Annotated in this window: 16 protein-coding genes; 14 read left to right on the top strand and 2 right to left on the bottom strand. The window is 41.0% G+C overall.

From position 1 onward, the window contains the following. The first annotated feature begins 212 nt into the window (after positions 1 to 212). From JYB65_RS10890 to JYB65_RS10875, 4 genes are all read left to right on the top strand, one after another. Positions 213 to 1,457 (top strand): AraC family transcriptional regulator, encoded by a 1,245-nt coding sequence (locus JYB65_RS10890; protein ID WP_206582702.1) that lies wholly within the window; start codon positions 213 to 215, stop codon positions 1,455 to 1,457. 603 nt (positions 1,458 to 2,060) lie between these two features. Then, on the top strand, positions 2,061 to 2,795 hold the full coding sequence (locus tag JYB65_RS10885; protein WP_206582701.1) for an ABC transporter ATP-binding protein: 735 nt from the start codon (positions 2,061 to 2,063) through the stop codon (positions 2,793 to 2,795). Then, complete coding sequence (locus JYB65_RS10880) at positions 2,785 to 4,890, top strand: COG1361 S-layer family protein (RefSeq protein WP_206582700.1); 2,106 nt, start codon at positions 2,785 to 2,787, stop codon at positions 4,888 to 4,890. The genes JYB65_RS10885 and JYB65_RS10880 overlap by 11 nt, the downstream gene beginning before the upstream one ends. Beyond that, entirely contained in the window at positions 4,887 to 6,227 is a 1,341-nt protein-coding gene (locus tag JYB65_RS10875) for an ABC transporter permease (protein ID WP_206582699.1), read from the top strand. Before JYB65_RS10880 ends, JYB65_RS10875 begins: the two co-directional genes overlap by 4 nt. Before the next feature lie 4 nt (positions 6,228 to 6,231). Here JYB65_RS10875 and JYB65_RS10870 read toward each other — a convergent pair whose 3' ends face one another. After that, positions 6,232 to 7,107, bottom strand: a complete 876-nt coding sequence (locus tag JYB65_RS10870) for a LysR family transcriptional regulator (RefSeq protein ID WP_206582698.1) — start codon at positions 7,105 to 7,107, stop codon at positions 6,232 to 6,234. A gap of 135 nt (positions 7,108 to 7,242) precedes the next feature. On the opposite strand from JYB65_RS10870, the gene JYB65_RS10865 reads away from it, so the two are divergent. The 3 genes from JYB65_RS10865 to JYB65_RS10855 all read left to right on the top strand — a co-directional run bounded on the left by JYB65_RS10865 (position 7,243) and on the right by JYB65_RS10855 (position 11,430). Beyond that, positions 7,243 to 8,157, top strand: a complete 915-nt coding sequence (locus tag JYB65_RS10865) for a DMT family transporter (protein WP_206582697.1) — start codon at positions 7,243 to 7,245, stop codon at positions 8,155 to 8,157. 341 nt (positions 8,158 to 8,498) lie between these two features. Next, the gene (locus tag JYB65_RS10860) at positions 8,499 to 9,185 is read left to right on the top strand and encodes a response regulator transcription factor (RefSeq protein ID WP_206582696.1); all 687 of its coding nucleotides are present in this window, start codon (positions 8,499 to 8,501) and stop codon (positions 9,183 to 9,185) included. Beyond that, positions 9,160 to 11,430 carry a sensor histidine kinase gene (locus JYB65_RS10855; RefSeq protein ID WP_206582695.1) on the top strand — a complete coding sequence of 757 codons (2,271 nt, stop codon included), beginning with the start codon at positions 9,160 to 9,162 and terminating at the stop codon, positions 11,428 to 11,430. Before JYB65_RS10860 ends, JYB65_RS10855 begins: the two co-directional genes overlap by 26 nt. A gap of 69 nt (positions 11,431 to 11,499) precedes the next feature. Here the strand turns inward: JYB65_RS10855 and JYB65_RS10850 are convergent, their stop codons facing one another. Continuing rightward, positions 11,500 to 13,485, bottom strand: a complete 1,986-nt coding sequence (locus tag JYB65_RS10850; protein ID WP_206582694.1) for an NAD(+) synthase — start codon at positions 13,483 to 13,485, stop codon at positions 11,500 to 11,502. Positions 13,486 to 13,745: 260 nt separating this feature from the next. On the opposite strand from JYB65_RS10850, the gene JYB65_RS10845 reads away from it, so the two are divergent. The 7 genes from JYB65_RS10845 (at position 13,746) to JYB65_RS10815 (ending at position 22,335) form a co-directional block, all read left to right on the top strand. Then, a complete protein-coding gene (locus tag JYB65_RS10845; RefSeq protein ID WP_206582693.1) occupies positions 13,746 to 14,717 on the top strand; it encodes a 3'-5' exoribonuclease YhaM family protein in 972 nt (323 codons plus the stop codon). Positions 14,718 to 14,753: 36 nt separating this feature from the next. After that, on the top strand, positions 14,754 to 16,100 hold the full coding sequence (locus JYB65_RS10840) for a CCA tRNA nucleotidyltransferase (RefSeq protein WP_206582692.1): 1,347 nt from the start codon (positions 14,754 to 14,756) through the stop codon (positions 16,098 to 16,100). 20 nt (positions 16,101 to 16,120) lie between these two features. Then, positions 16,121 to 18,334, top strand: a complete 2,214-nt coding sequence (recD2, locus tag JYB65_RS10835; protein ID WP_206582691.1) for an SF1B family DNA helicase RecD2 — start codon at positions 16,121 to 16,123, stop codon at positions 18,332 to 18,334. A 28-nt stretch (positions 18,335 to 18,362) separates the two neighbouring features. Next, complete coding sequence (locus JYB65_RS10830; protein ID WP_206582690.1) at positions 18,363 to 19,118, top strand: ComFC family protein; 756 nt, start codon at positions 18,363 to 18,365, stop codon at positions 19,116 to 19,118. A 374-nt stretch (positions 19,119 to 19,492) separates the two neighbouring features. Beyond that, positions 19,493 to 20,020, top strand: a complete 528-nt coding sequence (gene hpf / locus JYB65_RS10825) for a ribosome hibernation-promoting factor, HPF/YfiA family (protein ID WP_206582689.1) — start codon at positions 19,493 to 19,495, stop codon at positions 20,018 to 20,020. Between the two features lie 265 nt (positions 20,021 to 20,285). Next, positions 20,286 to 21,146, top strand: a complete 861-nt coding sequence (gene cdaA / locus JYB65_RS10820) for a diadenylate cyclase CdaA (RefSeq protein WP_206582688.1) — start codon at positions 20,286 to 20,288, stop codon at positions 21,144 to 21,146. After that, the gene (locus JYB65_RS10815; RefSeq protein WP_206582687.1) at positions 21,133 to 22,335 is read left to right on the top strand and encodes a CdaR family protein; all 1,203 of its coding nucleotides are present in this window, start codon (positions 21,133 to 21,135) and stop codon (positions 22,333 to 22,335) included. Before cdaA ends, JYB65_RS10815 begins: the two co-directional genes overlap by 14 nt. Positions 22,336 to 22,345: the final 10 nt, after the last annotated feature.

Here is a 22,345-nt window from a genome sequence, read left to right as displayed (position 1 = left end):
CTGACTGTATAAACCATTATGACGTCTGAAAAAATATATGAACCTTGAATTGTTTTCTGGTTCAATATCGGTTACCATAAGATGTATAAAAAAATTCTTATGAATAAATAGATGATGACGTCTATTTTTTGAGCTTGCTTTTGAATAAGGAAGCAATAAGAAGAAAAACTTAGAGTAAGACCTTTTATCTTACTTAGGAAAGGAAGAAGCCAATGCAAGACTTAGCAGAATTTCAATCACAATATTGTTCAAACCTTGACATAAAGAGAATCTGCTCTTTTGACTACGAGTTAATTGATGAGAAAACATTTCCGTTGTACCATCAAAGCCCGCGATTCCTTTATATCAAAAAAGGTAAGGCAAAATTTAAAGTAGATACCGAACTGTACGAAGTGGGAGAAAATTGTTTGCTATCAATTCTTCCATGGGATTGTACGGAGGTTGTTGAAGTAGAGGAAGCATTGCAATATGAAATTATAAAGTACAATTATGATGTCGTTGCCAATATGTTACATTCTATTATCGTAGATAACTTAGATGAGACACCCATTTTAAAAAAGTTAGAAATCACACCGGTTATTACATTAAACGAAGATACAAAAAAAGAAGTGGAAACTCTTTTTTCAAAGGTGAAAGAAGAAGTAGGCATCGAATCTCTTTTAGAAGAGATGGAGCATAAAAGTTACCATGAAATTTTTGTTTGTACCTTACTGGCTCAATTAATTACTATTTTTTGCAGAGAAATTGATGATAGGCGGATGATACCAAAAGTTTTAGCAGAACTGGGGGATCAAAGAGCTCTTATTCTTCGGTATATTTATATGCATTTAAGTGATAAGATGACGTTAGACAGACTGTCTAAGCAGTTTTATATGAGCAAATCCTCGATTAGCAAATATATCTTAGAAAAAACCGGGTTATCCTTTAATGAACTGTTAAATGAAATGAGAGTAACAAAGACTGTCAATTATTTGCTGTATACGGATTTTACGCTGGAAGAACTGGCCTCTATTGTTGGTTATGTAGATGCAGCACATATCTCTAAAGTATTTGCTTCAAGAATGGATGATAAGATCGGAAACTATAGAAGAACCTACGGCAATGCTTTACATGTAGGGAAAATAAAAGAAACAAAACAAGAATACAGAATTATTGAATATCTCTTAAGGAATTTTGCAGAAGATTTGACTGCGCAATCAGTTGCGGACAAATTCCAAATTTCCTTGATTGAATTAAATAAAGTTTTACTGTCACAAGTTCAAAAGAATTTTTACGATTTTTTGAATTTAGTTCGAATAAACAAAGCATGTGAATTCCTGATTGAAACCGATATGGATATTACGGATATTGCAATAGGTGTCGGATATAATACAGTAAAAGCATTTCGACGCAACTTTGTACAATTACGGCATATGAATCCTAGTGAATTTAGAAATAATGTTCACATACAAGAATGAATGAACAGCTCTTAAGTTCCTGCTTAAGGGCTTTTTTTATTACGTAGGGAATATCGCTTGCGATAGGACCGGAGTATCATAAAAAGCTACCATTAAAACGCGAGCGAATGCGAGCTAATAGCGCCTCGCAGAGGCTTTTTTTATTACGTAAGGCAATAACGCTTGCGATATGTTTACGATATCAACGGGATATCTAAAAAAATTTTATAATTTTTAAAAAAATATGAAACATTTTCCATAGTACTATCGTCTTATAAGATAAAGGGTTGTTAGGATTGGAGATAATACAAAAATATTTTTTTAGGGGTTGACAGTGTACTATTACAAGTAGTACACTTGATGTACAGAAGGTGTATTGACAAATAGAAATGAAGTTAAATAGTGGGGAATTTAATGGAGCAAGTTACATAAAAGTAACAAACATTTCTATTTCTTTATCAACAAACCTATTAAAGTGCGAACTCTAACTATTGAGTTCGCTTTTTAATCCAATAGGTAGAAAATGAAAAGCTTAGAAAGCTTTCTCTTCAGGGGACAAAGTGTGGATTTACATGGTAGAAACATAAGCGAAAAGAAGAAACTGTAATCGGGGAAAGGATCAAAATGAAGCCGCTGATAGAGGTTAAAAATGTACGAAAAATATATCGAATGGGAGATGAAAAAGTCGTCGCCCTGGACAATGTAAGCCTAGAGATATACAAGGGAGAAATTGTATGTTTCCTGGGCACATCGGGTTCGGGGAAGTCGACTTTTTTGAATATGGTGGCAGGTTTGGAAAAACCGACACGGGGAGAAATCTATATTGGAGGAATACCAATACATAAATTGAATGAAGAAAAAGTTACTTTATTCAGGCAGAAGAACATCGGATTCATATTTCAAGCGTATCATTTGCTGCCTATGCTTACGGCTGTCGAAAATGTCAGTTTACCGCTCATATTTAGGGGAGTGGAAAAGAAGAAACGAAATAAAATCGCAGAAAAGTCATTAATTGACGTAGGGCTGAAAGGATATGGAAATCGTAAGCCTACCCAGATGAGCGGCGGACAACAGCAAAGAGTGGGGATCGCAAGGGCATTGGCAGGGACTCCTAAAATTATTTTCGCAGATGAGCCGACAGGAAATCTCGATACGGCTACGACGAAAGAGGTCATGGCTCTGATTGTAAATCAAGTGAGGAGGCATAATCAGACACTCATAATCGTCACGCATGACAGAAGCATTGCAACGTATGCGGACAAGGTGGTAACAATCCAAGATGGAAATATTTTAAGTGTTGCTGTAAAAGATGGTGTAGAGAAGGAACAGGAAGAGGGAGAACAAAAAAATGAACAGTAAGAAACGTGTTGCAAAAAAAGGCTTGGGAGTGTCGATGGCAGTGATTATGGTATTCATCTATTCTATAATACCCGGCTTCATGCCCATTCAGCCCTATGATAGTATTGCATATGCTGCAACAAATGGCGGGGTCTTTATAGAAACGATCGGTTCTCCGGGAGGAATGCAAGGGGATGACAATGTTTCTGTGGGCTTTCAAATTGAAAATAACCGAGGAGAAGCCGTTACGGTACAAAGTATGAGACTTACGATTGGAGGCTCCGGCGTTACTGTAAATGAAAATTCGGGGAGCATCGTAATCCCTTCGGGAGGAAAACAAACCATAAGCTTTTCAGTTACCATAGCTAAAACAGCTGCTACGGGAGAAAGAACTTGTTCGTTCAATGCTAATTTAAAAGATCAAAGTGGCGCTGACTTAGCGAATCAGAAAACGCTTGAAGCAAGTACGTTTTTTACTGTGTATGAAAAAATGTCTACAGAAGGGACTGATTCTAAAACAGTCGCAGCAGTGGATATTTCCCATAGCATAGAGCCTTCTGGCGGCTTTGTGCAGGGCAATGACAATAAGTTAAAAATTGAATTTTACAATTATGGAAATACAACCATCAAAAATGCAGTGGTCTCCTTGAACTTACCGGATGGCTTGTCGATTTATAATGGAAGCAATCAAGTTCAGCTGGGCTATGTTTCGGTAGGAACAAGAAAAACTGCCGAATTTCCTATCACCGTGAAAGATGGTATCGAAAGTAAAAACTATGCGATCGAAGTACAAGTATTAGGTCTTAATTTCATGAACGGTGATGTGGTGGCCAAGAAAACTTTTTATATCCCTGTTCAAGGAGATGGGGATTTTAGCACGAATAGCATTGCTATTACAAATGTGAGCATTCCGGATGAAGTAAATTCAGGTACACCGTTTGACCTTAGTTTCACCGTTCAGAATACCGGTACTTCCGATGTTAAAAACGTGAAAGTGGCCGTAGAACCTGCCGACGGTATTATCAATAAATCCAGGAATATCTTTATCGATAATATTCCAAAGGGAGGCAGTAAGCAGTATTCGGTAAAGCTGTATTCCTTTGACGGTGCAGATGAAAAAAGTTATCCGATCAAAATAACGGCGGCCCCTACCAATACGTCGGACAAAGAGACGACGACTGGCGTAACGCAGTATGCGACCGTCACCCTTCTATCGGACGGGGAAACTGCAAAAAAACCGCAGCTGATGGTGGATAGCTATTCGTATGGAGGCAATGCCGTTCAGGCGGGAACCGATTTTTACCTGAATCTAAGCATTTTTAATACCTCCGGCAAAACTCTATCAAATATTAAAGTGTCCTTAAACAACGCAGATGGTGTCTTTGTACCGGTAGGCGGAAGCAATGCATTTTTTATTGACAGCATTAAGGCGAAAGGGCATTATACAAAGAACATAAGGCTTACGACAAAACCTCAGGCAGAACAGAAAACCGCTCCGATAACGGTGGCCATGAGTTACGAGACAGGATCAGGAGAACCGCTTGAAGCAACCGATACGATTGCCATTCCGGTCACACAAAAATCAAGGTTGGTGGTGGATGATATCGTACCTCCGATGGAAGTCTATGCAGGACAGCAAGGCACTTGCGAAGTCCAATTTTACAATATGGGCAAAACACCGCTGAACAACTTAAGGGTGAACTGTGAAGGTGATTTTGATGTGATGGAATCCAACAGTTATTATGTAGGAAACATGGAAAGCGGCAAAAGTGACAGCTATCGGTTTAATTTTATTCCCCGAGAGGAAGGCACTATGCAAGGAACGATAACTTTTACGTTTGAGGATGGAAATGGGGAAGCACAATTCCTTGAAGTACCTTTTACCTTTGAGACGATGGCCGCTCCGGTCTTTGAGGAGGACCCTTCCATGACAGGAGAACCGCCAAAGCAAACTCCATGGGCTCTGATTATTGCAGGAATTGTGATAGCGGTCGGCGTTATAGGCGGGGTATTATTTAAAAAGCATCGCAAGAAGAAGCTGAATGCAGCCCTTGAGATCGAAGACAACTATGATCTTGATGCGGAGAGCGACGCCACAAAGGAGCAGCAGCTATGAACAATAGGGATTTAGTCGATCTTTGTTTTCGAAACTTGCTCAGGCGGCGGACGCGAACCCTTTTAGCGGTTGTTGGTGTTGTTGTAGGTACTTGTGCTATCGTAGTCATGATGTCTATCGGTTTTGGCCTAAGTGACAGTTATCAGGAACAGATCGAAAGCTATGGGAATCTCCATATGATCACCGTAATGAGTAATGGAGGCGGTGGAATGATGCAGCAAATGCAGGATGCCAAAGGCGTGATCAATGATAAAGCCCTTAAAGATATGGAGAAAATGAAAGGGGTAGGCGCGGTTACCCCTGTAGTGAGTGAATATCTGACCATCGGTGCCGGGAAAAAAATAGCGCAGACACAAGTGATGGGGATACGCCCTGAAGTCTTGGAGAAATTTAATTATAAGGTGTTGGATGGCGGAAGACTTTTAAATGGCACAGATAAATATGAACTTTTATTTGGCAATCAGGTTCCGAATTGGTTTCAAGACCCGAATAGCAACGAATGGAGCGGAGAAGCATTAGATGTCATGTCCGCTAAGAAGATAATTATTACAGGAGATGACACGTACGGGCAGAAAAAGCAGAATAACAGCGAGGGGCAGGATTCTCAGAAGATCGACTATAAGGAATATGAGACGAGGGCTGTTGGAGTTCTTGAAAATCCGGATGATGATTCGGCGTACTGTGTTTATATGAACATCACCGCCCTTGAAGATATTTCGAAAGAACTTAAAAAAGTCCGAAAAGAAAATACCTTCTCGACGGGTACGAAGACATATGACCAGGCGCTGGTTTATGTGACCGATATCAATGATTCTGCCGACATAAGCGAGCAGCTTCGGGAACAGGGCTTTCAAACCTATAGCCCTAGTGATTGGCTTGAATCGATGAAAGACACCGCAAAGATGATCCAAGGCATCTTGGGCGGAATCGGTGGCATATCTTTACTAGTTGCGGCGCTAGGTATTACGAATACGATGATCATGTCCATCTATGAGCGGACAAAAGAAATCGGTGTCATGAAGGTAATCGGAGCGAACCTCCGTGATATTCGTAAAATGTTCCTTCTGGAAGCCGGTCTGATCGGGTTCATAGGCGGTGTCGTCGGGCTGATTTTCAGCGTGATTGTGTCACTGCTGATGAACACCGTGCTAAAAGACATCATCAGTATCGCGTTAAATACGATGGGAGGGGGTTATGGTGCTTCCATCTCTAAAATTCCGGCATGGCTTGGATTTGCAGCGGTAGCATTTGCTACCGTGATAGGCGTGGTGTCCGGATACTATCCGGCTAAAAGGGCGATGAATTTAAGCGCTCTTGAAAGCTTGCGTAATGAATAGACTTCTAAAACTGATGAACCCATTGCTCTACATATTTTAAAAAGGTTTTAGTGGCAAGCGAAGCGGTTTCCTGTGAGCGGGTGGAAATGGCTAGTTCACGGTGAGCAGGTATTTCCAATTCTTTAAAAACCATAGGAAAAAAGGCTCCCTGTAAAAAAAGTTCAGGAAAAATGCTAAAGCCAAAGCCTTTACTGACTAAAGCCATGGCCGCATAGCTGTTCTCCACTCTAAAGGCAATATTGGGCTTTACGCCATAGAAGGTGAAGATGTCCCTCATTTCAGAAAAAGATCCTTCATCCAGTTCAATGTAAGGATATTTTGACAGGGAATCAATAGGGAAATAGGGTGCTTCCGATAGAGGATGGTTTTGCGGCAAGGCCATTAATAAAGAATCACGCTTTAACGGAATCGTAAATAACTCCGGATTGACAGGCAAGACAAAAAAGCCGCAATCCACATCGCCGCGCTGGACTAGCCGCTCCATTTCAGCCTGATCGTCAGAGCATCGCAATTCAAATTTGATATTTGGGTATTCCTTTAAAAAAGATTGCATAATACCCGGCAACCATTGAATCGCAACGCTGGTGAATGCACCAACCCGTAAGGTGCCTAATTCTAAACATTTCAAATCCGCTAACTTGGCATGTAATCTACGTTCACTGTTGCAGACTTCTTGAACCCAGGACAGAATTTGATTTCCGTCAGCCGTAAGCTGTACGCCTCCGTAATCTCGGACAAATAAAGTTAAGCCCAACTCATTTTCTAAGGTGTTCAGCATGTAGCTGATGCCTGCTTGCGTATAACCGAGTGCTTCGGCTGCTTTTTTAAAGCTTCCTAATTCTGCTGTTTTGAGAAAAGCTTCGTATTTTTGATTGCTCATAATGATTATTCCTTATATAGACATATAAGAATTTCTTTAAATTGTTCAAGGAAATTCTCGTTTTACTTTTATATTTGAATGTATTATAGTATAAAAAAGTTCTGAAAGCAACTATTGAGATGGGCAGGTGAGAGGATGAAAAATAAAACCATGGGATATGAAGCATTGCTCTTGGTTCAATGTTTCATTTGGGGTGTCGGAAATCCCATTATGAAAATCGGACTAGATGTGATAACCCCTTTATTTTGTTTATCGGCACGCTATATAGCAGCCTTTCTTTTTTTTATGCTAATCTTTGGAAGACGCGTTTTGAAAAATGTGACGAAGAAGCATCTGATGGCCTATTTGATTATTTCTATATTTACGGCTGCCTCTTTCATCACAGGGGCCTTCGCTTTAGTTTATGCGACGGCAACGAATACCGGTTTTCTGATGGCCACAACTGTATTATTTACACCATTCTTATCCTATCTGATCCTGCATTCTAAATTAGATAAAAAACATATGATTCCCATTGGTATTGTTACCCTAGGATTATATCTCCTTTGCAGCGGAGAGGGGCAGTTTTCTTTTGGACTCGGAGAAGGACTGGCACTGATATGTGCCATCACAGGGGCCTGTATGCTGGTATTCAGTTCAAAATATCTTGAAGATATGGATCCGCTTACCACTTCGGTGATGCAAACCGGATTTACCGGAGTCTTCTGTCTGATATTCGCCTTTTTATTTGAAGATTTTCCGGATGTGACGAATATTCCTTTAGTAGGATGGGGTGTCATTCTTTACTTGGCAATTGGCTGCACTTGTATTGCTTATGTTATTCAAAATATTGCCCTGCGACATGTGCCGGCGACTTTTGTTGCCTTATCCTTTTGCACGGAGCCGATTTTTACGGCAATTGCCTCGTTTTTTTTATTGCGGGAGATCTTATCGTGGAAAGGATTAATCGGTGCTGCGCTGATTATGACAAGTATTATCATCGCTTCCCTGCTGCCTGAGGAAACGGATGATTGCGAACCGAACCAATGCGTACCCATTTCAGAAGAGTAGATCCTGTGTGAAACAAGATTTACTCTTTTTTTGAATAGAAAATTGAAAGTAAGGGAAAAGCATTCGAATAAATGACCCACAAACAAGAAATGCTATATTTAAGACCAGAATGAGGGTTTTATGGTATGATTAACCTTAAGGAAATTGTAATAATTACATTCAATGTTTGTTAAGAATTTAGATTTAGAATAATGTTATAGGCAAAGAAAGGCGATGTGAAAAATACTTTGGGGAAGTATAAAGGATTGCTTTTGCGTGGGGGCGCAGGGGATCAGCAGTCAGCAGGGGCATATCGCCTATTCTGAAGGCCTATAGCAACTGTAGGAAAAGGAGCTTATAAGATGAATATTTTGGTATGCGACGATGATAAAGAGATAGTAAATGCCATTGAAGTCTATTTGAAAAATGAGGGATATGAAATTTTCAAAGCATACGACGGATTGCAGGCGTTGGATATTGTAGAAAAACAAGAGATCCACTTGATCCTGATGGATATCATGATGCCTAAATTGGATGGTATGCGTACTACTATGAAAATCAGAGAAGACAAAAACATTCCAATTATAATCATCTCAGCGAAATCGGAAGATTATGATAAGATAACGGGATTGAATATGGGAGCGGATGATTATATTACAAAACCGTTTAATCCTCTGGAGTTGATCGCCAGAGTAAAGTCGCAGCTGAGAAGATACGTCGATTTAGGCAGTTTAGAGAAAAAAACAGGGGTTTTTAAAACAGGGGGATTATTGGTAGACGATGAACAAAAGGCGGTTACGATAGACGGCGAACCGGTCATACTAACGCCTACCGAGTACGGAATTATTAAATTATTAGCAGAAAATGCGGGACGCGTGTTTTCAATGGAGCAAATCTATGAGGCGGTTTGGAAAGAGCCGGCTTACAATCCGGAGAATACCGTTGCGGTGCATATTCGGAGGATCAGGGAAAAAATTGAGATTAATCCCAAAGATCCTCGGTATTTAAAGGTGGTGTGGGGAATTGGATATAAGATTGAAAAAATTTAACGATAATCTGGCAGTGCGAATTTTAGCTTTTGTGTTATGTATTTCAACCTTTGTAGGGACCTTGGTTGGATTACAAGCAACCGTTATGGCATTTAACCAAGCCAATCGGAGCTTTACGCTAAATGATTTATTTCAAGATAACAGCTATTTGTATAGTGCAGATTTACAGGGAGAATTTGAAAATCAGGTTCATAACATGATACAGCTGATTTGCTATTACAAAAGTGAGGATTATATAAAAGCAGGAAACTTGCTGAATCAAAACGATGGAGAGTTGGCAGAGGCGATCAACAGTCTGTACTATAATAATGCTTACATAACGGAAGCCGAAACGATCATTCCGAATGAGATCTCTGCGGTAATAGAAGGAGCTGACCAAATAGTAGATTTCGGCAATCCTGCTTTTCGACAAGCCTTTATAGCGGCTAACAAAGATCAAATTGATATCATCAAAAGCAATTTAATCAAAAAGCAGCTTCGGGAATTTAATCAATTAAAAGATGAATTGAATCGAATAGAAGGGTTTACTTATTATGCTACAAACGGAACAAATGTGATCACCAATCTGCAAGTAAAGGATACGGGGACTCCAAAAGAATCTGTTTTTGAAAAAAATCCGGCCTATCTGATTTATCAGAATGGGAAGATTACAAAGTTCCCTACCTCTATGGAGGCATCGGCCAGTGTGAATCCGAACATGGATCAGGAGTTAGAAAATCGATTGTTTGGACAGTATAATGATGATTTAAAAATTTATTTTTCTTTTGATGAGCAATATATGACTGCGGCCGAAAGAACCTACCAATCCGTATCGGGAATAAGGAATTGGCTTCCCGGGCTTGCAGGCTGTGCCCTTATTTGTTTCTTGCTGTTTATTTATCTGGCGGTTACGACAGGGCGCAGAGATGAAGAGGGAAATAGAAAGCTGTATAAAATAGACCGAATATGGACGGAAGTACAACTAGTATTCATCATTCTTTCCATAGGCGGTGGGATTGCATTAGCGGCAGAAGCTATGTATTCTTATCACCGCTATTCCTATACCAATGGGCAGTTAGGTATTTTTATAGTGGGCTATGCCCAATATGCATTTTCCAAACCGGAAATCATTATGTTCATTGCAGCAGCAGGGTTGCTGGCCCTTGTTGGCCTTTGGTTTATCCTGTCTTGCATTCGTTTGCTGAAGGCAAGACAGTTTATTAAGAACTCCTTTGTCTATTTGCTTTGGCAGCGTGTGGTATGCAAGATATGCCATAGTCTGGGAAGTAAATTAATCGATATTTATAAGGGCAGCAGCTTGGTGAAAAAAGTGATGTTCTTAGCCGCAGCAGGCTGCTTACTTTCTGCAACCGTATTCCTGGCACCGGTGGTTTTACTGGTGATATTAGTCTTTACACCAAAATGGGTCAAGAAGTTTGAAGCCATTCAAAACGGGGTGGATGAGGTGAAAAACGGGAATTTGGCTTATAAGATAGAGGTAAAAGGGGATGACGAATTCGACCAATTAGCACGCGGCATTAATGAAATTTCAGAGGCTTCCAATGTGGCGATACAAAATGAATTAAAAAATCAACGGTTGAAAACAGACTTGATTTCTAATGTATCTCATGATTTGAAGACACCGCTTACGTCGATGGTGACTTATATTGATTTATTGAAGAGTGAAGGACTGACGAGCGAAAATGCTTCGGAATATCTCCGAATCATAGATGAAAAAACCAACCGGCTAAGACAACTGACAGAGGATTTGTTTGAGGCCGCAAAAGCCTCCAGCGGTGCCATGCCCGTTCGATTGGAGAAAGTGGAATTGCTTTCCCTCATTCATCAAGGATTAGGCGAAATGGATCAGAGCATCCAGTATTCCGGATTGGATTTTATTATCAATACCGAAAAAGAGAAGTATTATGTAGTAGCTGACGGTCAGTTGCTCTGGAGAGTCGTGGAGAATCTTCTAAGCAATGTCATCAAGTATGCCGCAGAGAACAGCAGAGTCTATATCGATATAACAGAACAGGGAACTTCCATCATGCTGGAAATGAAAAATATCTCCAAGCAGCCATTGAATATTAGTTCAGACGAATTGATGGAACGCTTTAAAAGAGGAGATGAATCCAGAACGACGGAGGGCAGCGGATTAGGTCTCGCGATTGCGAAGGATTTAGTCCGGCTGCAGAAGGGATGGTTCGAGATCGTTATAGATGGAGATTTATTCAAAGCACGCGTCATGTTAAATAAACCTCAATAGAATGTTCTAGCCGAGGATGACATAGATAAATAGGGAGTATATCGTTTTGATATACTCCCTATTGTGCTTTTATTCCAACTCTGCGAGCCAAATGGCCGGATCAGCATCGCTTGGCATTCGCCAATCGCCTCTTGGGGACAGGCTGACCGAGCCGACCTTTGGGCCGTCCGGTATACAACTTCGCTTGAACTGCTGGCTGAAAAAGCGCCTGTAGAACGTGATCAACCATTTTTTTATAAAGTCTTCGGAATACTCCTCCGCAAAAACCTGTTTCGCAATATAGAGAAGCTTTTTAGGCGGCATACCATGCCGCAAGGTATGATAGATAAAGAAGTCATGAAGAATATATGGGCCTACCGAATCTTCTGTTTTTTGTGCAATGTTTCCGTTCTCGTCCGGCGGAAGCAATTCAGGAGAAATCGGCGTATCCAAAATGTCTTGCAGCGTCTTTTTCAATAAAGCATTGTCTGAGCTGAATGTTTTGTCTTCCGTCGGACCGCTCAGCTTGTGATCCATCACCCATTTGACGACGAACTTCACTAAGGTCTTTGGAATGCCGGCGTTGACTCCGTACATGGACATATGATCGCCGTTGTACGTGCACCAGCCAAGCGCTAATTCAGATAGGTCGCCGGTTCCTATGACAATACCGCCTTCTTTATTGGAAACATCCATTAAGATCTGGGTTCGTTCTCTTGCCTGACAGTTTTCATAGGTTAAATTGTGGTTATTTTTATCGTGACCGATGTCCTCAAAATGTTTCAGTACCGAATCGCCGATAGGAATTTCCCGAACATCGGCACCGAGAAGTTTCATGATAGTAAGGGCATTGTTATAGGTTTTTCCGGTTGTCCCAAAACCGGGCATGGTAATCGCTATGATATCACTTGCGGGTAAGTTCAATAATTTATGGGTTTCAGCCGTTACCAAAAGAGCAAGGGTTGAATCTAAGCCGCCTGATATCCCCACCACGGATTTCTTGGAGTGGGAATGTTCAATTCTTTTTGCAAGCCCGGCTGTTTGAATACTGAATATTTCACGGCATCGGGCATCCACTGTAGCGGGATTGGCAGGGACAAACGGATTTTTTTCATAAGGTCGTACCGTGGACATGGAGGTATCCACAAGTCGGATAGGCTCCAGATCGACTGTTATAATACCGCTGCGGAGGTTAAAGGCACTGGCACTGCGGCTAAAGGTCTGTCCATGGGAACGTTCAAATTGAATTCGATGGAAGTCAATATCTCCGATTAAATAGGTTTGGCTTTGCTGGAACATGGAACCCTCGGAAATAAGAACACCGTTTTCCAGGATCATGGTGTGACCGCTGAACACCAAATCGGTTGTCGATTCGTGTACACCCGCAGAGGCATAGACATATCCGCATACGTTTTTTGCGCTTTCTGCTGTGATGAGAGCTTTTCGGTAATCGGATTTTCCGACCGTTTCGTTGCTCGCGGAAGGATTGAAGATGATATCTGCGCCATTTAAGGCAAGAGCTGTTCCCGGTGTAACCGGAACCCAAAGGTCTTCACAAATTTCAATTCCCAGACCGAACCCGGACACTTCATCCCGAAAAATAATATTGCCAAAAGGAATCTCCTCACCAAAAAGCGTAACGGAGGTTATTTCATGAGTAATGTCAACGCCGGAGGAAAACCATCTGTCTTCATAAAACTCCTTATAATTTGGGATGAACATTTTAGGAACAATTCCCTTCAGCTTGCCGTTTTGAATAAATGCGGCACAGTTGTAGAGATTTCCCTTCAGTTTAAAATAGAAACCTGCAATGACACCCAGATTTAAAGAGGAGGAGGCTTTAATGATGGCCTGAAGTCCCTCTAAATTTTTTTCATATAAATGCGTCTGATAAAATAAATCAGCGCACGTATATCCTGTGATACAAAGCTCCGGGAATAAAATAATTCCCGCATTTGTTTTTTCCTTTACGGCCCATTCCATGGCTTCGATAATTTGCGTTGTATTGTAGTCTGTATTGGCTACTTTAAGCTTAGGTGACGCGGCTATAACACGCACCAAACCGATATTTGACATGCTGAATTTTCCTTTCAAAATAATAAGTTTTTGACTTGGTATTTTTCAAGTGCATAAAACCGGCAAGCAGTCACTTTGTCTTGAAAGCCTGTCTCCGTCTTTATGCAGACATCTATATTATATAATAAAATTGCTGAAATTACACTAAACAACTTCAAGAAGTTGGAAACAATAGAGAAATGGATGCTGAGATTTCTTGCATGTGAGCTAATAATTGGTATATAATTATAAGATACTTTATGAAGAGAAGGGAAGTAGAAATGAAAGGATTTTACATTTCGGATTTTAAGCCGGAAGAAGAGGTTGTAGACTTTTTTATAATAAAAACCATAGCTGTCAAGCTGGGATCAAATAAAAAGCAATATTTAGATTTATTACTTGGAGATTCTACCGGAGAAGTCACCGCTAAAAAATGGGATGTGGCAGATAGTGAACTGCCGGCGATTAACGAAATCACGGAAGGCGATATTGTGAAGATTAAAGCCACCGTTACCCAGTGGAACGGTCTGAAACAGCTTCGTGTCATGAAAATCCGCAAGAAGGCGGAAAAGGATCCGATTGAGCTCATGGATTTGATAAAAGCCGCTCCGGAACGCGGGGAAGATATGTATGCGTTTATCTTGGGTAAAGCTGAAAGCATCACAGATGAACATTTAAAGACTCTTTGCATCCGGCTGTTAACCGATAACAAAGAGAGGCTGATGTATTATCCGGCTGCCCAAAAAAACCATCATGCGGAGTTGTCCGGGTTGCTCTACCATGTAAAAAGAATGCTGATGAATGGAGAGCGGATGTGTGAGGTTTATACGAATTTAAATGCGGACTTGGTGACAGCAGGTGTCATCATTCACGATATAGAAAAACTGAATGAGATCGAATCCAATGAGCTGGGAATTGCTCAAGGTTATTCTTTTGAAGGACAGATGCTGGGCCATTTAGTTCAAGGGATCAAGACTATTGACCGGCTTGCTGAAGAGATCGGCATGCCAAAAGAAAAAGCAATCATGCTGGAGCATATGATTCTTTCGCATCATTATGAGCCTGAATTCGGAAGTCCGAAGAAGCCAATGTTCCCGGAAGCGGAAATTCTGCATTATTTGGATATCATTGATGCAAGAATGTTCGATATGGAGGATGCATTGAGAGGAACTACACCGGGTGAATTTTCTGATCGAGTTTGGACTTTAGATAATCGAAAATTGTATAAACCTATGCAAAGCGATGACAAATAGAGATATATTTTGATTTAAATAATAGGGGAATTATTTATGATTAAATTACCAAAGGAAGTAAATGGAACTTTAAAGTTGTTAGAGGAAAAAGGTTTTGAGGCCTATGTCGTGGGCGGTTGTGTACGTGATTCGTTGATCGGACTAAAACCTTTAGATTGGGATATTGCGACCTCAGCCCGAATCGATGAGCTGAAGCGGATATTTCCTGAAGCGCAAGTGCTCAGCGAGGAGTACGGCGTGATACGAATGGTTTTTCCGCAGGCGCAGGAACTACCGGCTCATTCCGGGGAAGGGCCGGCGGCAGATTGTGCTTTACTAGAGGAAGCACTTATCGTAGACATCGCTACGTTTCGGATTGAAGGCCCTTATAGTGATTATAAGAAGCCGGATCACGTGACGTTTACGGGAAGTCTGGAAGAGGATTTAACGCGCAGGGATTTTACGATAAATGCAATCGCCTATAATCCCCAAAGAACCTTGGCAGACCCTAATCAGGGGCGTCAGGATATGAAAGAAAAGCAGATCAAGGCAATCGGTGATCCCATACTTCGTTTTGAAGAAAATCCGATTCGTATGCTGCGGGCTGTTCGCTTTGCGGCAGAACTTGATTTTGACTTGCATCAATCGGTGTATGATGCTATTGTAGCGAAGGCTTTTCTATTGGATGAAATTCCCGTTGAATCCATACGCAGTCAGTTTGAAAAGATTATTGTCAGTCAACATACCCGCAAAGGACTGAAATTGCTTATAGAAACCGGATTGATGGATTATATTGCCGGCCAAGAGGTTTCTTCCACTGTTTCCAAACGGGAGTTGGAGGATTTGGATACGTATATCTGTAATATTGATAAGACGAAGCAGGTTCGCCTTCGCAGACTGGCTCTATTCTATAAGTGTTTTGATCTGAAACGTTCTGTGGCGGCGATTGAATATTTGAAATACAGCGGGAAGGATGAGCATGCTTTGTTAGATGGGGTGCATCTGGTAGATAAGCTGTATTTTATAACCAATAAATATGAAATGAAAAAATTCTTAGTCGATTACGGCATGGAGCGGTATGAATTTTTAGATAACCTTTCAAAAGCACAGCGAATCGTCTATGACCTGCCGGTAAACCGGATCCATTCAAGAAAATTTATTCTAGATAATATTCGGGAATTCCAGGAACCAATTTTTGTGGAGGATTTGGCGATTAACGGGGACGATTTATTAAAAGAAGGTATTGCATCGGGAGCAGCGATCGGTAAGCTGCTGAATATGTTGCTGGACGTAGTGCATATGAAGCCGAATTTGAATACAAAGGAAGATTTGATGACCTATGCGAGAACGTTCAGCAAGAACAAGCTGGCAGCAAGTATGAGAAAAATTCGATTTATTCGATAGGTCAAAAAGGGAAGGAAGAAATGGCAGCAACGGAAGTAAAAATTGCAACAATTCAAGATATCATCTTTAGAAATAAGGAGAACGGCTATACCATTGCGGTGATGGAGAATGAAGAGGAACTGTTCACGGTGACGGGCTGCTTCCCTTTTGCGGATCGAGGAAGACGTTTTGAGTTGGTCGGAAGCTGGAAGATTCACCCCACTTACGGGGAGCAGTTTGATGCGGCTGAAATGAAAGAATTGATGCCGACTTCCGCAAGCGGAATTGAAGAATTTCTTGCGTCGGGAGCAGTAAAAGGAATCGGGAAAAAAACGGCGGCAATCATCGTCAGGCAGTTTGGAACCGATACGCTGAGTATCATCGAGAATCAGCCGGAGAGGCTTGTAGAAATTGACGGTATCGGAGAAAAGAAAGCTTTTATGATCGGAGAAGCTTTTAAGAGCAAAAAAGAATTATCAGAGGTTTCGTTGTTTTTACAACAATTTGGCATTCCGTCCAACTATGCCATTCGATTATATAACGAGTATGGTGTGGATGCGATGGAAATTGTTTCTCATAATCCGTATCAATTGGTAAACGAGTTCTTTGGCATCGGATTTAAACGGGCAGACGCCATTGCACAAAAGATGGGTGTGGCGAAAGATGATGAGGAGAGAATAAAAAGCGGTATTCGTTTCACTTTAAATTATTATATTTCAGAGGGGCACACGTTTGCCCCTCAAAAATTATTATGTGAGAAAGCAGGCGAATTGCTGGATCTGTCTTCGGAAAATGTGTACGATATTTTGGTTTATATGGCTTTTGATGGCGATGTACATATTGAAACGTTGGAAGGACAATCCGTTGTGTTTTTGATGCCGTACTTTATGGCCGAACAAAATGTTTGCAAAAAATTGCTGGCATTAAATCAGGCTCCTTTAAAATTGATTAATACGGATATCGACAGTCTGATACAGATGACGGAAGCCAGTAAAGGAATAGAACTTTCTGAGAATCAAAAATTTGCTGTCAAATCGTCTTTGGTGAACGGTATTTCTGTTATTACAGGAGGACCAGGTACAGGTAAAACGACGATTATAAACGCAATCATGTCCGTTTTGGAAAACAGCGGACTGAGTACAGCCATTGCAGCACCTACCGGACGTGCGGCAAAGCGTATCACAGAGACATCGGGCTATATGGCCTCCACCATCCATCGCCTTTTGGAGTATTACTATTCAGAGGAAGAGGATACGATGCGTTTCGGGAAGACGGAAGAAAACCCGCTTGAGTATGATGTCATCATCATAGATGAAGCCTCCATGATTGATATCTTGCTGATGAACGGATTGATGAACGCACTGACCCCCGGTACACGGTTGATTTTCGTAGGAGATGCCGATCAGCTGCCTTCCGTGGGGGCCGGAAATGTGCTTCGAGATATCATTAACAGTGAAGTCATCTACTCGGTGAAATTGACGGAGATTTTCAGACAAGCTAAGGAAAGCTTGATTGTGGTGAATGCGCATAAAATTAACCGGGGCGAGGAACCGGATTTCAATGAAAAAGATAAGGACTTCTTTTTCCTGCAAAGAAATGGGGAAAGAGAAATGCTGGACAGCATAAAAGATCTGTGCGTACGCAGGTTGCCGAATTATTTTACAGGCTGTAACCCGCTGAAGGACATGCAAGTGTTGACTCCTGTCAGAAAAGGATTGCTTGGCAGCATCCATTTAAATAAAGAACTGCAGATGGTTTTAAACCCACCGGATCCGGAACTTGCCGAGCAAAAATTTGGCGACAAAATCTTCAGAGTAAACGATAAAGTGATGCAGATTAAAAATAACTATCAGATGACGTGGAAAAAAATAGAGGACTTTACCGAAGGTCAAGGAATCTTTAACGGAGATGTTGGATTTATCAGCCACATCGATAAGGAGTTCAATGAGGTGGTCGTTATTTTTGACGACAACAAGTATGTCACGTATGATGTGACGCAGCTGGACGAATTGGAGTTGGCGTATGCCGTAACGGTACATAAAAGTCAGGGAAGTGAGTTTCCTATTGTCATTATGCCGATTTCTTGGTTCCCGCCTATTTTAGCAACACGAAATTTGCTGTATACGGCTGTTACCAGAGGCAAGGAAGCTGTCGTGCTGGTTGGATCTAAAAACAAAATGCAGGGAATGATTGAGAATAACCGGATTACGGATCGCTATACCGGGCTAAAAGCGAGATTGAAGAGTGTGTTATAGAGGACAAGCCGAAAGGGGAGAGGGAACAATGCATCTTGATAAAAGGGATTTCAGAGACCTTCTTTTTAAGGTAGGGAAGCGAAGCTTAGAATTGGCTTTTCCCTCTAGTATTTATTGCATTTGCTGCGGCAATTTGATTGACCCCAGCCGTATCTACGCTCTCTGCGATGACTGTTTGCAGAACCTTCGCTGGGCCAATGAAAGAACGTGCGGTAAGTGCGGAAAAGCATTGGAAAATGAAAGAAAAAACGAGCTATGCCATGACTGTCAACAAAATGTACACTGGTTTGAACGCGGATTTACGTGTATGCAATATGGGACGAAAGAAAAAGAAATCCTGCATCGATTTAAATTTAACGGAGCCGCTTATATGGGCAGTAAACTCGGAAAAATTATGCTGGACCGGATTCTTTTAGAGGAATTGAAAATCGATTTTGTTACTGCTGTACCGATGCACAAAAAGAAACAGGCAAAGCGGGGATATAATCCGGCGGAACTTATGGCAAAAGAGGTTGCCAAGGGGCTTTGCGTGCCGTATAATGGTCAAGTACTGAAGAGGAATTATTATAAAGCGCCGATGAATAAACTGGATAGAAATCAGCGAAAACTAAACCTGATCGATTCGTATTCGGCGAGCGTATTATATGATATTCATGGTAAAAGTATATTGTTAATAGACGATGTATATACGACGGGGAGTACTGCCGATGAATGCAGCAAAGCATTGAAGGAAGCCGGAGCGGACAACGTGTTTGTGCTGACTTTAGCGGCAGGTGTTAATTAAATAGAAATAGAATAAATTAGAATAATAGGATTGCCTAGGTCTGTGGTTGAAAGTCCAAGCCAGTTACGGGCGAAAGGATCCACGTAAGCTGATCCGCAAGGCGGCAGTGATCATGGCGTAGCTTAGAAGTAAGTCCTCTGACAAAGTCAGATAAAGGCGAGTGTGGGGTCAAAGACCAGGTCAGCTAGGCAATCCTATTGTCCTAATTTTTTTATTGCGTAAAAACCGCCGCGCTGACTTTCTGTGGTCTGCTGAAATCTGATCAAAATATATTGAAAAAAATTGACATAAATCATTTTTAAAAGTTATAGAAAATTTCTGAAAACGGTGATATAATAACAATAACAACTCAATATACAAAGGAGGTCGTTTATATGAAGATTATATTTACTAGCAGGAATTTAAATGCAAGTGACCATCTGAAGGACACCATCGAAAAGAAGCTGGAAAAGCTGGGAAAATATTTTTCCAGTGACATTGTGGCTAATGTAGTGCTTTCCAATGTAAAAGGCAAGCAGAAAGTAGAAGCCACAATCAATGCGAAGGGAACCATTTTCAGGGCAGAAGAAACGGCGGATGTGGCTTACGACGCGATTGACCGGGTTGTTGACAAGTTATCCTCACAAATGTCTAGATTTAAGACAAAGCTTCAGAAAAAGCACAAGGATAACAGGGAGTTTATGTTTGCGGAAATCCCAGATTTCGACCATCAGTCGGAAGAGATAGCCGTAGTAAAGAAAAAGAAGATGGAACTCATACCCATGTCGGTGGAAGAAGCCATCATGCAGATGGAATTACTGGGACATAACTTCTTTATATTCTTAAACCTTGAGACAGATTCAGTAAATGCTGTTTATGAAAGAAAGAATGGTGATTACGGCCTGATTGAGGCAGTTTACTAAAAAGGGCGGTTGTGTAAAAACATAATATACAGAAGGAAATAAGATTAATGCAGCAGGATGAAAATCCTGCTGTTTTTAATTTCATAGGAAATATTCTTTGTGATATTGACAAAGTATCAAAAAAATCTACAAATTAAAGTGCATAAACGCAAATCAAAGACTTGGCAAAGACGATTTTTTTGCTATATATCTATTGAAAAATCAGTGTATTTTGGTTACAATTAATGATGGGATGATATTGGGGAAAAAATAAAGGGGAAAAAGAATGCAGAATTACATAAGCAACATTATTTCCGGCTTTGGCATTACAGATGCAATTGATATATTTATCGTCGCGTTTGTGATTTATAAAGTATTAGGATTTATTAAAGAATCAAGAGCAGAGCAATTAGTAAAAGGTCTGCTTGTTTTAGTACTGGCGACTTTTTTGTCTGACCAATTTCACTTATACACGATGAACTGGATTTTGAAAGGAACGATGACGTTAGGTGTTATTGCACTGGTGATCGTATTTCAGCCGGAACTTAGAAGAGGGCTGGAATATGTAGGAAGAAGCAAATTGGTAAAAGCCCCTTTCGGACAGCTGGATAAAGAAAAGGCGAAGACGATAACCGCTTCTTTTATTAAAGCGGTGGATAACTTTTCAACGAATAAAGTGGGGGCGCTGATTATCTTAGAAAGGGAGACTTCCTTGACCGATATCGCCGAGACAGGAACTATTCTAAATGCGGATATATCAGCAGAGCTCTTAGGAAATCTTTTTTATGAAGGCTCCCCTCTTCACGATGGAGCAGTCATTGTTCGGGGGGATAAGATCTTTGCCGCAGGGTGCGTGTTACCGCTCACTCAAAATAAGACTTTATCAAAAGAGTTAGGCACAAGGCATAGAGCGGGCATCGGTATTACGGAAAATTCGGATGCCATTACGTTAATCGTATCAGAGGAGACGGGTATTATCTCCATCGCTGTAGATGGAAAGCTGTCTCGATTTTTGGATATTAAGACAGTGGAAAAAACATTGCTTAACTTGTTTTTAAATACCAACGATAATGAGAAGAACGTTGCGGCAAAAGGCTTGTCCGCAATACTGAATAGATTGGGGAGAAAGAAAAATGCTGCAGAATAAAACTTTTGTGAAGGTATTGTCTGTGGTATTGGCAGTATTCCTTTGGATTTATGTTGTAAGTGTTGAAAATCCTACAACAAAGTTGAAAATACCAAACGTTCCGGTGCAGCTGCTAAACATGGAGACACTGACTGACAGAGGTTTAGCATTGACGGAGGACGGAGAATATTATGTAGATGTGGTCATTGAAGGAAAGCGAGCCGATGTTTTAAAAATCGCAGCCAATGACATATCGGCTACTGCAAATGTTTTGGGTTATAACCTCGGAACAAACAATGTGCCGGTTTCTGTTACAGTGCCGGATTCGGTATCCGTATCGGATGTCCGAACCAGTATGATTCCTATAACAATTGAGAGTCTTGTCTCCATCTATAAACCGATTACGGTTCTATTCTCAGGCACTATTGAGAGCGGCACAGAGCCGACGGCGTTTGATTTATCCCCGGATGAAGTGGAAGTCAAGGGAGCCAAATCTAAAGTAGCCAGTGTGTCTGAAGTGACGACTACAATTGATGTAACCCAGCTCAAAACGGACAAGAATATATTGACTACAGATTTACATGCAGTCGATAAAAATGGAAATCTGGTTAGCGGAGTAAAATTATCCGCTTCGAAAGCATATCTCACGGCAGCAGTCTTTGAAACGAAGGAAGTGCCATTAAACCTTGAGGTGACAGGTCAAGTAAGTAACAAATTTGAAGTGACCAGCTTGAACATTCCTAAAAAAGTAAAGATTAAAGGATTAAAGGATACGGTAAGTAAGATTCAGAGTGTGACAGCAGCGAGTATTGACATCAGCAGTATTTCATCCACAGCAGATATTCCGGTGAAAGTAAATTTGCCAAGCGGTATCATGCTTTCTGATGATTCGAAGCATCCGGTCGTAAGCATAAATATAAAAGGAATAAGTGTAAAAGAATTCGATATAGATAGCAGCAAGATAGGTTTTGAAGGATTAGCTGAGGGACTTTCTGTGGTGGTAAACACGCAAAGCGTGAAGGTCAGTGCATCCGGAAAAGAGTCGGTAATAACAAACTTGACAGAGGATGAAATCCATTTGTCCATTGATTTAACGGATCTGGAGACAGGGATTCGTACCGTTCCGGTTAAGCTGTCCTGTGACCAAACCTTATCGGAATCTTCGGTAACACCGAGTGAAATTTATATAACGATAAACGAGGGCGTATAACCTCGTTTTT

The organism is Clostridium aminobutyricum (assembly GCF_017255415.1).
GTDB lineage: Bacteria > Bacillota > Clostridia > Peptostreptococcales > Anaerovoracaceae > Aminipila > Aminipila aminobutyrica.
Note: the sequence above shows the minus strand (reverse complement) of the source record. Positions and strands in the feature narration are given on the sequence as shown.

What these genes read in the sequence shown, in the direction of transcription:
- JYB65_RS10890 (WP_206582702.1), top strand. Translation starts at nt 213, where the DNA reads ATGCAAGACTTAGCAGAATTTCAATCACAATATTGTTCAAACCTTGAC.
- JYB65_RS10885 (WP_206582701.1), top strand. Translation starts at nt 2,061, where the DNA reads ATGAAGCCGCTGATAGAGGTTAAAAATGTACGAAAAATATATCGAATG.
- JYB65_RS10880 (WP_206582700.1), top strand. Translation starts at nt 2,785, where the DNA reads ATGAACAGTAAGAAACGTGTTGCAAAAAAAGGCTTGGGAGTGTCGATG.
- JYB65_RS10875 (WP_206582699.1), top strand. Translation starts at nt 4,887, where the DNA reads ATGAACAATAGGGATTTAGTCGATCTTTGTTTTCGAAACTTGCTCAGG.
- JYB65_RS10870 (WP_206582698.1), bottom strand. Translation starts at nt 7,107, where the DNA reads ATGAGCAATCAAAAATACGAAGCTTTTCTCAAAACAGCAGAATTAGGA.
- JYB65_RS10865 (WP_206582697.1), top strand. Translation starts at nt 7,243, where the DNA reads ATGAAAAATAAAACCATGGGATATGAAGCATTGCTCTTGGTTCAATGT.
- JYB65_RS10860 (WP_206582696.1), top strand. Translation starts at nt 8,499, where the DNA reads ATGAATATTTTGGTATGCGACGATGATAAAGAGATAGTAAATGCCATT.
- JYB65_RS10850 (WP_206582694.1), bottom strand. Translation starts at nt 13,485, where the DNA reads ATGTCAAATATCGGTTTGGTGCGTGTTATAGCCGCGTCACCTAAGCTT.
- JYB65_RS10845 (WP_206582693.1), top strand. Translation starts at nt 13,746, where the DNA reads ATGAAAGGATTTTACATTTCGGATTTTAAGCCGGAAGAAGAGGTTGTA.
- JYB65_RS10840 (WP_206582692.1), top strand. Translation starts at nt 14,754, where the DNA reads ATGATTAAATTACCAAAGGAAGTAAATGGAACTTTAAAGTTGTTAGAG.
- recD2 (WP_206582691.1), top strand. Translation starts at nt 16,121, where the DNA reads ATGGCAGCAACGGAAGTAAAAATTGCAACAATTCAAGATATCATCTTT.
- JYB65_RS10830 (WP_206582690.1), top strand. Translation starts at nt 18,363, where the DNA reads ATGCATCTTGATAAAAGGGATTTCAGAGACCTTCTTTTTAAGGTAGGG.
- hpf (WP_206582689.1), top strand. Translation starts at nt 19,493, where the DNA reads ATGAAGATTATATTTACTAGCAGGAATTTAAATGCAAGTGACCATCTG.
- cdaA (WP_206582688.1), top strand. Translation starts at nt 20,286, where the DNA reads ATGCAGAATTACATAAGCAACATTATTTCCGGCTTTGGCATTACAGAT.
- JYB65_RS10815 (WP_206582687.1), top strand. Translation starts at nt 21,133, where the DNA reads ATGCTGCAGAATAAAACTTTTGTGAAGGTATTGTCTGTGGTATTGGCA.